Genomic DNA, 14,319 nt, shown 5'->3' on the forward strand with positions numbered 1-14,319 from the left:
TTCATTTTTCAACTGCTGCTTCACCCCCCACGTCCAGAGGATCGATGACACCGACACCACGCGCCGAGCACGTCCATGGCCAACAGTGATTTCCGGCCGGTCTACCACCCGGCCGGCCACGACAACGAACTGCGTTCCGCGTTACAGGACTTACGCACCGGGCGCTGGCTCTCGATGCGCGACCTGCTGGAGAGCACCCCTGACTGGACGCTGTGGACCCAGCGGACCCAGGTGCTCGGGGCGGTCGCCGCGGGATCGGACGCGGTACAGGCCTGGCTGACCGAGGAGCCGAGGAGCGTCGCGGCCGCCGTGATGCACGCGCGGGTCGCCGTGGAGCGGGCGGTCCGCGCCCGTCGCTCGGACCATCCCAGCGGGCAGGAGCTCTGGCAGGAGGCCTGGGAGGCATGCCGCGCGGCCGCCCACGCCTCGCCCGCGGACCCGGTGCCCTGGGTGTGCCTGCTGGCCCTCTCCCAACTGGACGAGCGCCAGCGCCTGGAGGAGCACCGGCTGCATCCCCCGGGGCCCATGCTGTTCCCCGGGCCGTGGGGGCTCCTGGCGGAGGCCGACAAGCGCGATCCGTACAACCGCGAGGCCTACCACCGCATGCTCCAGTTCGTCTATGCGCGCCGGGCCGGCGGCTCCCTCTCCGAGGCGGTCAACTTCGTCCAGTGGGCGGCCTCCTCGGCGCCCGACGGATCGGCGCTCCATGTGCTGCCCCTGTACGTGAGGGTGGAGCGCTACCGACGCGAGCACGGCCACGAGAAGGCGCTCGACCTGCACTGGGTCACCGAGGACGCGGAGCGCGAGGCCCTGCGCGCCCTGGAGATCTGGTTCCACCGCACGCCGCGGGCCGCGCACACCCTGCTCGATCTCAACCATCTGGCCCACGCGCTGTGGGGGGCACAGAAGTTCGCCGACGCGGCTCCCGTGTTCCAGGAGCTCGGCCCGTACTTCACCTCGCTGCCCTGGGCGTACCGCACCCTCGCGCCCAAGGATCCCGGCGGCGCCGAGGAAGTGTTCCTGCGGGCCCGCAGCCGCGCCCTCGCCGCCGCCCGCGATCCCGGCCGGGGGCCGCACGGCTGACCGTGTCCCCGCTCCACCCCCATGCCCCTGTGTCCCTTCCCCCATTTCCGCTCCCGGAGGTCTCCCCCATGTCCCTATCCACCTCGAACCGGAAGGGCGCCGACGCCGCCCCGCCCAAGGACGAGGAGCAGCGGCTGCGCGAACTCGGCTACCAGCCGGTGCTGGCCCGCCGCATGGGCGGCTTCGGCAACTTCGCCATCAGCTTCTCCGTCATCTCGATCCTGTCCGGCTGCATGACGCTGTACGGCTTCGGCATGTCCACCGGCGGCCCGGCGGTGATGCTCTGGGGCTGGGCGGGCGTGGGCCTCTTCGTCATCTGCGTCGGCATGGCGCTCGCCGAGGTCACCAGTGCCTACCCGACGTCCGGGGCGCTCTACTACATGGCGGACCGGCTCGGCGGCCGCAAGTGGGGCTGGTACACCGGCTGGCTGAATCTGCTCGGACTGCTCGGCGCGATCGCCGGCATCGACTACGGTGCCGCCCTGTTCACCGGCGCATTGATGAACCTGCAGTGGGGATTCACCCCCACGCCGGGGAAGACGATGATCATCTTCCTCTGCATCCTGCTGCTCCACGCCGTGCTGAACCTCTTCGGCGTCCGGCTGGTCAGCGTGCTCAACTCGATCAGCGTGTGGTGGCATCTGGCCGGTGTCGCGGTGATCGTGTCCGTACTCGCGATCGTCCCCTCGCACCACCAGTCGCCGTCGTTCGTCTTCACCGAGTTCGTCAATGACACCGGCTGGGAGAACCCGCTCTACGTGGCGGCGATCGGTCTGCTGCTGGCGCAGTACACCTTCTGCGGCTACGACGCCTCCGCCCACCTGTCGGAGGAGACGTCGGACGCCTCGGTCTCGGCGCCCCGCGGCATCGTCCGTTCGATCTGGGTCTCGTGGCTGGCCGGATTCGTGCTGCTCGCCGGGCTGACGTTCGCGATCCAGGACTACGCGGGCACCCAGGACAGCGCCACCGGGGTACCGCCGGCCCAGATCCTGATCGACGCGCTGGGGACCTCGGGCGCCACGGCGATGCTGCTGATCGTGATCGCCGCACAGCTGTTCTGCGGCAACGCCGAGGTCGCCGCCACCAGCCGGATGGTGTTCGCCTTCAGCCGCGACAACGCGCTGCCGGGATCCTCGCTCTGGCGCAAGGTGAGCGCCCGCACGCAGACGCCGGTCAACGCGGTGTGGCTGTCGGTCGTCGTCGCCGGCGTGCTCGCCCTTCCGTCGCTGTACTCGGCGACCGCGTACGGGGCGGTGACCGCGATCAACGTCATCGGGATCACGCCCGCCTACGCCATCCCGATCTATCTGAAGCTGCGCGCGGGTGACCGCTTCGAGCGGGGGCCCTGGCACCTGGGCCGCTGGTCGAAGCCGGTCGGCTGGATCGCCGTGGTGTGGGTCGTGTTCGTGACCGTGCTGTTCCTGCTGCCGCAGAGGTCCCCGGTGACGGTCGACTCGATGAACTACGCCTCGATCGCCCTGGTCGCCGTCCTGGTCCTGGCCACCGTGTGGTGGTTCGTCGCCCGTGGTTCGTACGGCACGCCGTCGGCGTACGGAAACGCGCGCGAGCAGGCGGAGATCGAGGAGGGCATCGTCTGAGGGACGGAGCCCCGTTCGCCTGCCGGCCCTCCCGGATCACCGCGATCCGGGAGGGTCTACGGGTTGAGGAGCAGTTGCAGGCCGCCCAGCACGGTGGCGCCGATGACCAGGCGTTCGAAGAGCCGCTGGTTGATCCGGTCCACGCACCTCCGGCCGATCCAGGCGCCCGGGAGGACGAACAGCAGCAGGCAGGCGTCCAGCAGCAGGGACTGCGCGTCGATCAGTCCGAGGCCCACGCTGAACGGCACCTTGGACGTGTTGACGATGAGGAAGAACCACGCCGACGTGCCGAGGAAGCCGAGCTTGCGGAAGCCCGCGGAGAGCAGATAGAGCGACATGACGGGGCCGCCCGCGTTGGCGACCATGGTGGTGAATCCGCCGAGCACCCCGTACGAGCGTGCCTTGATCCGCTCGGCCGCCGTGGGCGGAGCCGTGCCCGCCACCGGCGCCTCGCCCGGATCAGCGGTGCGGCGCCGCCGGACCGTGACGCCGGCCATGAAGAGCAGGATCGCGCCGATCGAGGTGCGAACGGCCGCGTCACCGGCCCACAGCATGAACAGCGTGCCCGCCACCACGCCCACCGCGACGGCCGGGAAGAGCCGGAGCAGGGTCGGCCAGTGCGCATGGCGCCGATAGGTGAGCACGGCGAGCACATCGCCGGCGATGAGGATCGGGAGCAGCACTCCGGTGGACTCGCGGGCGGGCAGTACCGCCGCGAAGACCGCGAGACTGATCGTGTTGGCACCGCTGACGGCCGTCTTGGAGAAGCCGACGAGTGCGGATGCCGCGGCCAGTGCCGCCAGTTGCCAGAGGGTGAGGGTGTCCATGCCAGGGAGAGATGGTAATCCCCGCGATCCCGGGCCTTGGGCGAGCCCCCGTCGGCGCATGGCTATGCTGCGCTCCAAGCGCTCACACGAAGCGTTCAAACGCACAACGCACAGGGGGCCAGCAGTATGCGCGAGCCGGTTGAACTCAGGCGTCGGCGAATCCTGGCGGTGGTGGAGTCGCGCGGAGCGGTGAAGGTCAGCGCGCTCGCGGCCGAACTGGACGTCTCCGTGGTGACCGTACGGCGGGACGTGGAGGAGCTGGCCCTGGCGGGGCGGCTGCGGCGCGGACACGGGGTGGCCCGGCCGGTGCGTGACCCGGCGGTGACGCAGGCGGTGCCGGCACCGAGGGCCGGCGATCCTTCCGCCGAGGGGGGTGCCGTCGCCCTGGTCGTACCGGAGCGGCATTCCTACCTGTACGAGACCCTGCACGGCGCCCGGACCGTCCTGGAGGACGCCGGCATCCGTATCGCCCTGCACATCGCGCCGCAGTCGGCCGGCGCGGAACGGCCCTTGGTGGAGCGGGCGCTGGCGGACGGCGCGCGAGGTCTCCTGATCGCCCCGCGGTGGCGCAACGCGCTCTCCGAGGAGCTCGACTACGGCTGGCTGGCGGACGTGGGCGTGCCGACCGTGCTGATGGAGCGGCGGCCCCGGCCGGGCAGCGTCCTGCACGCCCTGGACTCGGTCTGTTCCGATCACTGGTACGGGATCCACCTCGCCGTGGAGCACCTGGTGTCGCTCGGTCACCGCCGGCTCGTACTGGCCGCGCGCGACGACAGCCCGACGGCACGTACGGTACGGGCCGCCTTCGCCTCCGTCGCGGCGGCGAGGCCCGAAGTGGAGGACTGGACGGTGGTGCTGAGTTCACCGGACGCGGTGCCCGGCCCCGGCCCCGGCGAGCGGGGGTACGAGAGCGGCGGAGTGCCACGGAGCCAAGGAGCGCCGCTCGATCTCGCCGCGCTGCTGCGCGAGCGCGGCGCGACCGCTGCCGTCCTGCACGGCGACGTGGACGCGTTGATGCTGGTGCAGCGCCTGGCGGAGAGCGGGGTGCAGGTCCCGCGGGACTGTTCGGTCGTGGCGTACGACGATGTGGTGGCGGCGCTGGGCAGCACCCCGCTGACCGCGGTGGCACCGCCCAAGGCGGACATCGGCCGGGCCGCCGCCGAACTGCTGCTGCACCGGCTGTCCGGGGCCCCCGGGGCCGCAGGGCCGGTGCGCAGGACGGAGCTGCTGCCGGAACTCAAGATCCGGGGCTCGGCGCAGGAGATCACCCCCACCTCGGACTGATCGTTTGACCGCTTTAATTTACTTCTGAGCGATCTATTGACCGTTACCGATCAGCCGATCAGGATTCCCCGTGTCTTCACTCAGGAGCCGCGGGAGGCGCCCATGCCCGGTCGACACAGCCGTCGATCCGTGCTCGCCACGATGACCGCACTACCACTGGCGGGCGCGCTGAGCGCCTGCAGCGGTGGCGCATCGGGGGCGGACAGCACGAGCAGGACCAGCACCACCGGCGACAGCGCCGGCCGCCACGCCACGCGCGTCACCTTCTGGTCCGCCCTGCGCGGCAGCCAGGAAGTCGTCGACGCGTTCAACCGGACGCACGACACGATCCAGGTCGACTTCCAGCAGATCCCCTCCGGACCCCAGGGCGGTTACGCGAAACTCAGCAACGCCTCCCGGGCCGGCAACGGCCCGGACATCGCGACGATCGAGTACCCCCAGCTCCCCGGGTTCGCCATCGACGGCGTCGCCCGGGACCTCACGGACCTGGTGAGCGACTCGCTGCGGTCCAAACTGCTGCCGCAGGCACTGGACCTGACCACCTTCGACAAGCGCGTCTTCAGCGTTCCGCTGGACGTCGAGCCGATGGTGATGCACTACCGCACCGACCTCTTCGAGCAGTACGGGATCGAAGTCCCGCGGACCTGGGACGAGTTCGAGGAGGCGTCCCGCACCGTGCGCCGCAAGGCGCCCGGCCGCCGGCTGTCGGCCTTCGCCACGGACGGCGGGTTCCAGTTCGCCGCGTTCGCCTGGCAGGCCGGTGCCCAGTGGTTCGACACCCGCGGCGGCGCCTGGAACGTGTCGCTGGCGGACGAACCGAGCCGACGCGTCGCGGCGTACTGGCAACGGATGATCGACCAGGACCTGGTCTCCATGACCCCCGTGGACAGCAGGCAGTACGACGCCCTGCTCAGCGCCGGCAAGATCCTGGTCCGGCTCAGCGGCGCCTGGGACGCCGGGGCGCAGATGAAGGCCCGCCCCGGCCAGAAGGGCCAGTGGGCCGTCGCACCGCTCCCCCAGTGGAACGCGGGGGACGCCTCGGTCGGCACCCATGGCGGCTCGACCTTCGCGGTCACGAAGGACAGCGAACACCCCGAGGCCGCACTTGAGTTCATCGAGTGGCAGGTCTCGCATCCCGACGCGCTGAGAGCCCGCCTCTCCAGCGGCGCCAGCAGCCAGTACCCGGCTGCCCCCGGCCTCGTCGCCGTCGGCCGCAAGGCCTTCGACCGCGCCTACTACAACGGCCAGGACATCTACACCCTGTTCGAGCAGGAGGCGGACAAGATCCGGGACGGCTGGATCTGGGGACCGCGGATGACCGCCACGCAGAAGGTGATGCAGGACGGCTTCGCCCGGGTGGGCGGCGGCCAGGGCTCGGTGCTCGAATCCGTGCGCGCGGCCCAGCGGGGCACCATGCCCGACCTCAGGGCGCTGGGTCTGTCCACCACCGAGCACAGCAGCTGAACCGTGATCCGTCCCCCTTCCCAGCAGAGAGGCAGGTGACTTCCGATGACCACCCCCGTCACCACGCCGGCTTCCGCCCCCGTGAGCGTCTCCGCGGCGGCACCGGCACCCACCACGTCCCCGCGCACCGCCCGAAAGTCGGCCCGCCGCCGTGAACTCGGCGCGGCCGGCGCCCTGATGACCCCCTTCTTCATCCTTCTGGTGACGGTCTTCCTGATCCCGGTCGGCACCGCCGTCTGGCTCAGCTTCTTCAGCGACGACCAGCCGGGGCTCGGCTTCGGCCCGGAGCGCACGGTCTTCGTCGGCCTGCGCAGCTACACCGCCGTACTGACCGACCCGACGTTCCTCAGCGGTCTCGGCACCGTCGTCCTGTACTGCGTGATCTACATCCCGCTGATGGTCGTCGGCGCGCTGGCGCTGGCGCTGCTGCTGGACTCCGGCGTGGTACGGCTGCGCTCCTGGGCGCAGCTCGGACTCTTCCTGCCGCACGCGGTGCCCGGCATCATCGCCGCCGTCATCTGGCTCTACCTCTACACGCCCGGGCTGAGCCCGGTGATCGACCTGCTCGGCAAGGCCGACATCACGATCGACTTCCTCGGGGTGCACACGGTGGTGCCCTCGATCGTGAACATCGCCCTGTGGAGCAACCTCGGCTACAACATGGTGGTCTTCTACGCCGCCCTGCAGGCGGTGCCGCGTGAGGTCATCGAGGCATCCGTCGTCGACGGCGCCGGCCCCGTCCGCACCGCCCTCCAGATCAAGACGCCGCTCGTGCGCTCCTCCGTCGTGATGGTCGCGATGTTCACCCTGATCTTCGCGCTGCAGCTCTTCACCGAGCCGATGCTGCTGAGCCAGTCGACCCCGATGATCAGCTCGCGCTTCTCGCCCAGCATGTACATCTACGACGCCGCGTTCACCCGTAACAACTACGGTCTGGCGGCGGCCGCCTCGGTCGTGCTGCTGGTGTGCACGATCGCGCTCTCGTACGGCGTGACCCGCTGGACCAACCGCTCCGACGCCGCCGAGGAGGACGCCCGATGAGCGCGACCGCTCCCACCCGCACCGCCGCCGTCCTGCGGCCCCGGCTTCTCGGCCGCTCCGTCGTCAATCTGGTCGTGGGCATCTCGGTGCTGTACACGCTGCTGCCGGTGCTGTGGCTGGTACTCGCCGCGTCCAAGGACCGGGACGCCCTGTTCGGCAGCGACGTGCTGTCGCTCGACCACTTCTCCTTCGCGCAGAACCTCAAGGACCTGTTCGCGATGGACGGCGGGCTGTACACCCGGTGGTACGGCAACAGCCTGCTGTACGCGGTCCTCGGCGCCGGGCTCGGGGCGCTGATCAGCATCGCCTGCGGGTACGCCTTCGACAAGTACCGCTTCGCGCACAAGGAGAAGCTGTTCGGCCTCGTGCTCGCGGCGGTGATGGTGCCGCAGACCGTGCTGGCGCTGCCGCTGTATCTGATGGCGTCGGGCACCGGACTGGTGAACACCTTCTGGTCGGTCTTCATACCGGTGCTCTTCAATCCGTTCGGCGTGTACCTCGGCCGGATCTTCAGCCAGGGTTACGTACCGAACGAGGTGCTGGAAGCGGCCCGGGTCGACGGGGCCGGCGAGCTCACGACGTACTTCCGGGTCGCCATGCGGATGCTGGGCCCCGGTCTCGTCACCGTGTTCCTCTTCCAGCTCACCGCGATCTGGAACAACTTCTTCCTGCCCATGGTCATGCTCTCCGACCAGGACCTCTATCCCGTCAGTCTCGGCCTGTACACGTGGAACAGCGCCGCCACCGTATCGCCCGAGTACTACCCCGTGGTGATCATGGGTTCGCTGCTCGCGGTCCTGCCGTTGATCCTCGCCTTCGCGTTGCTCCAGCGCTTCTGGAAGTCGGGGCTCACCGCGGGCGCCGTGAAGTAGCCGTACCGCGCACCCCCTCCGGAATCAGGAGAAGAATGACCGGCACCATCCCCCTCGCACCCACCGGACGACGACGGCCGCGCGCCGCCGTCGCCATGCAGCCGGGCACCGCGGCCGCCCTGCTGAACGCCCCTTCGCTGGCCGCGCTCTCCCAGGTGTGCGACCTCGCGCCCCTGCCCGTACTCGACGACTTCACCACCGACCGGGCCCGGGCCGTGCTCGCGGACACGGAACTCCTCGTCACCGGCTGGGGCTGTCCGCCCCTCGACGCGGCGGCGCTGGCCCGCGCACCCCGGCTGCGGGCGGTGGTGCACACCGCGGGCAGCGTCCGCGGGCACATCACCGACGCCTGCTGGGAGCGCGGCATCGAGGTCTCATCGGCCGCTGCCGCCAACGCGCTCCCGGTAGCCGAGTACACCGTCGCGATGATCCTGCTCTCCGGCAAGCGGGTGCTGGAGCGGGCCCGCACCTACCGGTCCGAGCGACGGCGCGACGACTGGCTGACCACGTCGCCCGTCGTGGGCAACTACGGCCGGACGGTGGGCATCCTCTCCGCCTCGCTCATCGGCCGCCGGGTCATCGAGCTGCTGCGCCCCTACGACCTGAGGGTGCTGCTGCACGATCCGTACGTCTCCGAGGCGGAGGCGGCCGAACTCGGTGTGCGGCCCGTCGGGCTCGGAGAACTCTTCGCGCAGAGTGATCTGGTGAGCGTCCACACGCCGCTGCTGCCCGCCACCCAAGGACTCGTCAGCCGTGAACTGCTCGGGTCCATGCGCCCGGACGCGGTGCTTCTCAACACCTCGCGGGGCGCGGTCGTCGACCAGGACGCACTGGTCGACGTCCTGCGGCTCGGCCGCGTCCGGGCGGTCCTCGACGTCACCGACCCCGACGCCCTGCCCCCCGGCCACCCCTTGTGGGAGTGCGAGAACGCCCTGATCACCCCGCATCTGGCGGGCTCCCAGGGCAACGAGTGGCAGCGGCTCGTCGACCTGGCGGTGGGCGAGGCCGAACGCTGGGCCGCGGGCGACGGCTTCGCCCATCCCGTACGACGCGAAAGGCTGGCCTTCCTCGCATGACCCATCCGCACCCGAACTCCCCGCTGGACCTTCCCGCCGACGACCGGACCACGAGCCCGTTCACCGGCTACACCCGCGCGCACTGGGAGGCGGCGGCCGACGGTCTGCTGAAGGCCGCCTGGCAGTGGGCCACCCCCGGCAGCGCCCTCCTCGACCTGCCCGGCCGGCCGTCCGCGTCCGGAGTCCGCTCCGACGGACTGGAGGGCTACGCGCGCACGTTCCTCGCCGCGGCGTTCCGGGTCGCGGGCGCGGACGGCAAGGACCCGCACGGCTGGCTCGGCCGGTACGCCGACGGTCTCGCGGCAGGTACCCGTACGCCGGGCCGGGACGATGCCGAGTCGTGGCCGCTGATCCTCGACCACACCGTCTTCGGCCAGCCCATGGTGGAGTCGGCGTCGGTCGCCATCGGGCTGCGGCTCACCCGGCCGTGGCTCTGGGACCGGCTGGAGCCGGGCGTGCAGGACCGTGCCGAGGAGTGGCTGCGCGGGGCCCTGCGCCACACTCCCGCACCGAACAACTGGTACCTGTTCCCCTACTCGGTGGCCGGTTTCCTGGAGTCGGTGGGGCGCGGTGACGCGGAGACCGTGCGGGCCCGCGAGCGGGCTCAGGACCTGATGGAGAGCTGGTACCGCGGTCAGGGCTGGTACGCGGACGGCGACAGCCGCGCCTTCGACCACTACAACGGCTGGGCGTTGCACCTCTATCCGGTGCTCGACGCCCACCTCTCCGGCGACTCCGAGCTGTCCGCGCACTACGGGGCCCGGCTGCGCGAGCACCTGGAGAGCTTCGCGCCGCTGTTCGGCGGGGACGGGGCGCCGATCCACTTCGGACGGTCGCTGACCTACCGGTTCGCGGCCGGTGCGGCGGTCGGGCTCGGCGCGCTCACCGGGGACACCCCGCTCACACCGGGCACGTCCCGCCGGGTGATCAGCGGGTCACTGCGCTACTTCCTGGACCGTGGCGCGACCGGCACGGACGGGCTGCTGAGCCTGGGCTGGCACGGTCCGCACGACGCGACGCTCCAGCCGTACTCGGGTCCAGCCTCCCCCTACTGGGCGTCGAAGGCCTTCGTCTCCCTGCTCGCACCGGCCGACCACCCGTTGTGGACGGCCACCGAGGAGCCGGCACCGAGCGAGGGCCCGGACCGGGTGCTCGCGCTGCCCGCGCCGGGGTTGCTCGTCCAGTCGACGCGGGCGGACGGGATCGTACGGCTGCACAACCACGGCAGCGACCATGTCCGGCCGCACGAGGGCGAGTCGGCGGTGTGGGACGACCCGCTGTACAGCCGTCACGCGTACTCGACGGTGACCGGTCCGACCGCGCGTGCGAACCCGGCCGACAATCACCTGGCCGTGGTCGTCGCCGGAACCCGTAGCGGCCGCCGGGCCATTCGCCCGCTGGGCGCGGGGGGCGGTGACGGCTGGGGCTGGGCGGCGTCCTGGCACCGTCCGGTGTTCGCGGGCGGGGCGCCGATGGTGCCCGGGCTGCGGGTGGAGAGCGTGACGATGGTCCGCGGCCGGTACGAACTCCGGGTCCACCGGGTGCTCGGCGCCCCGCACGGCGCCCGAGTGGAGCAGACCGGCTGGGCGACGGGCCCCGGGCCCGACGTGACGTCCGCGCTGCACGGTCTGCACGGCTGGGAGTCGCGGGACGAGGTACGCGCCCCGCAGGGGACGGCGTACACACCGTGGGCGCTGCTGCCCCGGCTGGGCGCGGACGCGGAGGGCACGTCGATCCTGGTCGCGCTCGCCTCGCTGAGCGCGGAGCCGGGAGCGGACGCGCTCGACGCGGTGGTGAGCGGCGTCAACGTCGACGGCGACACGGTCGAGGTGTGCTGGGCCGAGGACTCGGCGACGACCCGGATCGCCTTCGGCCCGGTGACGGTCACCCACGGGTGAACGCATGGGGCGGGGTGCGCCGGCGCCGGTGCGCCCCGCCCTTCCTGTCACACGTCCGTGCGGATCACGACCGCGAGGGTGCGCGGTCCGTGCACGCCCTCGACCCGTTCCAGTTCGATGTCGGACGTGGCCGAGGGCCCGCTGATCAGCGTGGTCGGCCGCTCGGGAACCAGCCGGGCCACCGCCTCCGGGACGCCCACCTCCACGGTCGACAGATCGACGACGCAGACGTGCAGGTCGGGCACGAGGGACAGCGCCCGGCGCCCCTGCTCGGGCGTACCGTCCAGGAAGATCGTGCCGGTCTCCGCGCAGCTGACGGCCGAGGCGGTGACGACGCCGTCGAGGGCGTCGAGCCCCGGCGCGGGGATGTCGGCCGAGTCCTGCTGGACCTCGCCGTCGTAGGCGGTGAGCCATCGCGGGTCGAGGCCCGCGGGCACCCCGACGCGGCGGGCGCCGCGCTCCCGCAGCACCTCGGCGACGACCTCGGCCGTGCGGTCGGCGGTGCAGGGGTGGACCTGGGCCTTGTAGTCGACGAGGCGGTCGGTGAACAGCGCCAGGCGTTCCTCGTCGGGAAGGGTGCGCCCGGCGCGGTACTCACGCGGGATCGGCGTGTCGGCGGCGGGTGCCAGAGCCAGTGCGTCCCGGACGCGGCCGAGCACCGTTTCGCGAGCAGTCGTCACTTCTCCTCCTCCTGCTGGTTCTGCCCGTACTCGTCGGCGGCGGCCCTCATGGTCGCCGCGCCCTCGGCCGAGGCCAGCCAGGAGCGGAAGGTCTCCTTGGGCGGGGCGGGGGTGTCGCGGCTGTCGCTCCAGCCGTTGAACGGCGGGGGCAGGTGCGAGATCTTCCCGTCCCGTCCCGCGATGACGCGCCCGAGCCCGGACGCCTTCTGCGCGGCCGTGAACAGCTTGGGGCTCTTCATCACCCCGGCCGCCGCCTTCATGGCGAGCTTCTCGGCCGTGTTGCCGGACTGTTCGGTGTGCTGGTGGCGCAGTTCGACCAGCAGCGAGGGGATGTCGATCTTGACGGGGCAGGCGTCGAAGCAGGCGCCGCACAGGCTGGAGGCGAAGGGCAACGAGCTGTTGGGGTCGTCCTTGGCCGCGTGCATGCCGGCGAGCTGGGGGGTGAGTACGGCACCGATCGGTCCGGGGTACGTCGATCCGTAGGCGTGGCCGCCCGCGCGTTCGTACACCGGGCAGACGTTGAGACAGGCCGAGCAGCGGATGCAGTTGAGTGCCTCGCGGCCGATCCTGTCGGCGAGGGCGGCGGTGCGCCCGTTGTCGAGGAGGACGAGGTGGAAGGTCTGCGGCCCGTCACCGGGGGTGACCCCGGTCCACATCGAGGTGTACGGGTTCATCCGCTCACCGGTGGAGGAACGCGGCAGCAACTGGAGGAAGACCTCAAGGTCCTGGTAGCGCGGCAGCACCTTCTCGATGCCCATGACGGTGATCAGGGTGTCGGGCAGGGTCAGGCACATGCGGCCGTTGCCCTCCGACTCGACGACGGACAGGGTGCCGGTCTCGGCGATGCCGAAGTTGGCTCCGGAGACGGCGACCTTCGTCGTCATGAACTTCTCGCGCAGATAGGCGCGGGCCGCGGCCGCGAGGTGGGCGGGGACGTTGTCCAGGGACGGGTCGACGCCCGGGATCTCCTTGAGGAAGATCTCCCGGATCTCGTCGCGGTTGCGGTGGATCGCGGGCACCAGGATGTGCGAGGGCTTGTCGTGCGCGAGCTGCACGATGAGCTCGGCGAGGTCCGTCTCGTACGGGGTGATGCCGATCGATTCGAGGTGCTCGTTGAGGCCGATCTCCTGGGTGGCCATCGACTTGACCTTGATGACCTCCTCACTGCCGGTCTCCTTGATCAGCCGCGCGACGATCTCGTTGGCCTCACCGCCGTCCCGCGCCCAGTGGACGGTGCCGCCGCGTTCGGTGACCTTGCGCTCCAGCTCCTCCAGGAGTTCGGGGAGCCGGTTCATGGTGTCGGTCTTGATGGCCGATCCGGCGTCGCGCAGTTCCTCCCAGTCGGGCAGCTCGCCGGTGACGTGGAGGCGTTTGGCGCGGATCGTGCGGGTGGCCCGGCCGAGGTTGCGGCGCAGTTGTTCGTTGCCCAGGTCGTCGTGGGCGGCCGCGGGGAACTTCCGGTCACCGCGCAGGTTGCCCGTCCCGTACGGCGAGCGGGGCGGGGTCGCGGGCATGCCGAGAAAGGTGCTGCTCATCGGGCTGCCTCCGTCAGGACGTGCGGCGCGGTGCGGGTGGAGGAGAGGATCTGGGCCAGGTGCAGGGTGCGGGTGCCGGACTTGATCCGGGAGAGCCCGCCGCCGATGTGCATCAGGCAGGACGAGTCGCCGGCGGTGCAGACGGCCGCGTCGGTGGTGGCGATGTTGCGCATCTTGTCCTGGAGCATCGCGGTCGACGTGTCGGCGTTCTTCACCGCGAAGGTGCCGCCGAATCCGCAGCAGGCGTCGGCCTCGGGCAGCTCGACCAGGTCGATCGAGTCGACGGCCCGCAGCAGCCGCAGCGGTTTGTCGCCGACCCTGAGCATGCGCAGGGAGTGGCAGGTGGGGTGGTAGGTGACGCGGTGCGGGAAGTACGCGCCGACGTCGGTGGCGTCCAGCACGTCGACGAGGAACTCCGACAGTTCGTACGTCTTGGCCTTCACCGTGGCGACGCCCGAGCGCAGCGCCGCGTCGCCGTAGCGTTCGGCGATCAGCTCGTGCTGGTGGCGGACCGAGCCGGCGCAGGACCCCGACGGCATGACGACGGCGTCGATGGAGGCGTCACCGAACTGCTCGGCGAAGTTGCGCACCAGCGGGACGGGCTCGCGCTGGTAGCCGGTGTTGACGTGCATCTGGCCGCAGCAGGTCTGCCCCGGCGGGAACACCACGTCGTGCCCCAGGCGGGCGAGCAGCACCGCCGTGGATTTCACCGCCTCCGGGAAGAGCGTGTCTCCCAGGCAGGTGGCGAAGAGTCCGATACGCATGGGGCCTCCCCGATCGCAAGTTGTGGTCTGACCATACTAGCCTCCGTCCGATCTGGGGAGAGTCCGCCCGGCGCGGTCAACAACGCAACGGCGAGGGGCCGGGGGGGGGGGGGGGGGGCGCCCGGCCCCCCCCCCCCCCCCCCCCGCGCCCGGCCCCCCCCCCCCCCCCCCCCCCCCCCCCCGGCGGCCCGGCGGCC

The 14,319-nt window shown here is 71.3% G+C and carries 12 protein-coding genes; 8 read left to right on the forward strand and 4 right to left on the reverse strand.

Features of this window, described 5'->3' with window-relative positions:
* Positions 1-75 precede the first annotated feature (75 nt).
* Positions 76-1,083: a hypothetical protein gene (locus ACFYPA_RS02665; RefSeq protein ID WP_359082086.1), complete on the forward strand. Its 1,008-nt coding sequence runs from the start codon at positions 76-78 to the stop codon at positions 1,081-1,083.
* A 68-nt stretch (positions 1,084-1,151) separates the two neighbouring features.
* Complete coding sequence (locus tag ACFYPA_RS02670; RefSeq protein ID WP_359082087.1) at positions 1,152-2,681, forward strand: amino acid permease; 1,530 nt, start codon at positions 1,152-1,154, stop codon at positions 2,679-2,681.
* Between the two features lie 56 nt (positions 2,682-2,737).
* Here ACFYPA_RS02670 and ACFYPA_RS02675 read toward each other — a convergent pair whose 3' ends face one another.
* Positions 2,738-3,508 carry a sulfite exporter TauE/SafE family protein gene (locus ACFYPA_RS02675; RefSeq protein WP_389128990.1) on the reverse strand — a complete coding sequence of 257 codons (771 nt, stop codon included), beginning with the start codon at positions 3,506-3,508 and terminating at the stop codon, positions 2,738-2,740.
* 126 nt (positions 3,509-3,634) lie between these two features.
* On the opposite strand from ACFYPA_RS02675, the gene ACFYPA_RS02680 reads away from it, so the two are divergent.
* From ACFYPA_RS02680 to ACFYPA_RS02705, 6 genes are all read left to right on the forward strand, one after another.
* Positions 3,635-4,792 carry a substrate-binding domain-containing protein gene (locus tag ACFYPA_RS02680; protein WP_389128992.1) on the forward strand — a complete coding sequence of 386 codons (1,158 nt, stop codon included), beginning with the start codon at positions 3,635-3,637 and terminating at the stop codon, positions 4,790-4,792.
* Positions 4,793-4,894: 102 nt separating this feature from the next.
* Entirely contained in the window at positions 4,895-6,256 is a 1,362-nt protein-coding gene (locus ACFYPA_RS02685) for an ABC transporter substrate-binding protein (protein WP_389128994.1), read from the forward strand.
* A 45-nt stretch (positions 6,257-6,301) separates the two neighbouring features.
* Positions 6,302-7,297 carry a sugar ABC transporter permease gene (locus ACFYPA_RS02690; protein ID WP_359082091.1) on the forward strand — a complete coding sequence of 332 codons (996 nt, stop codon included), beginning with the start codon at positions 6,302-6,304 and terminating at the stop codon, positions 7,295-7,297.
* Entirely contained in the window at positions 7,294-8,169 is an 876-nt protein-coding gene (locus ACFYPA_RS02695; protein WP_326740322.1) for a carbohydrate ABC transporter permease, read from the forward strand. Before ACFYPA_RS02690 ends, ACFYPA_RS02695 begins: the two co-directional genes overlap by 4 nt.
* A 35-nt stretch (positions 8,170-8,204) precedes the next feature.
* Entirely contained in the window at positions 8,205-9,245 is a 1,041-nt protein-coding gene (locus ACFYPA_RS02700) for a hydroxyacid dehydrogenase (RefSeq protein ID WP_389128998.1), read from the forward strand.
* Positions 9,242-11,143, forward strand: a complete 1,902-nt coding sequence (locus ACFYPA_RS02705; RefSeq protein ID WP_359311609.1) for a DUF2264 domain-containing protein — start codon at positions 9,242-9,244, stop codon at positions 11,141-11,143. Before ACFYPA_RS02700 ends, ACFYPA_RS02705 begins: the two co-directional genes overlap by 4 nt.
* A 47-nt stretch (positions 11,144-11,190) precedes the next feature.
* Here the strand turns inward: ACFYPA_RS02705 and ACFYPA_RS02710 are convergent, their stop codons facing one another.
* Genes ACFYPA_RS02710 through ACFYPA_RS02720 form a run of 3 tightly spaced genes read right to left on the reverse strand, consistent with a single transcriptional unit; the run spans position 11,191 to position 14,122 of the window.
* Positions 11,191-11,823, reverse strand: coding sequence for a lactate utilization protein C (locus ACFYPA_RS02710; RefSeq protein WP_389129001.1), 633 nt, complete (start codon positions 11,821-11,823; stop codon positions 11,191-11,193).
* Positions 11,820-13,358, reverse strand: coding sequence for a LutB/LldF family L-lactate oxidation iron-sulfur protein (locus ACFYPA_RS02715; protein ID WP_389129004.1), 1,539 nt, complete (start codon positions 13,356-13,358; stop codon positions 11,820-11,822). Before ACFYPA_RS02715 ends, ACFYPA_RS02710 begins: the two co-directional genes overlap by 4 nt.
* Entirely contained in the window at positions 13,355-14,122 is a 768-nt protein-coding gene (locus ACFYPA_RS02720) for a (Fe-S)-binding protein (protein ID WP_359082096.1), read from the reverse strand. Before ACFYPA_RS02720 ends, ACFYPA_RS02715 begins: the two co-directional genes overlap by 4 nt.
* Positions 14,123-14,319 lie beyond the last annotated feature (197 nt).

Source organism: Streptomyces sp. NPDC005775 (assembly GCF_042871565.1).
Classification (GTDB): Bacteria; Actinomycetota; Actinomycetes; order Streptomycetales; family Streptomycetaceae; genus Streptomyces.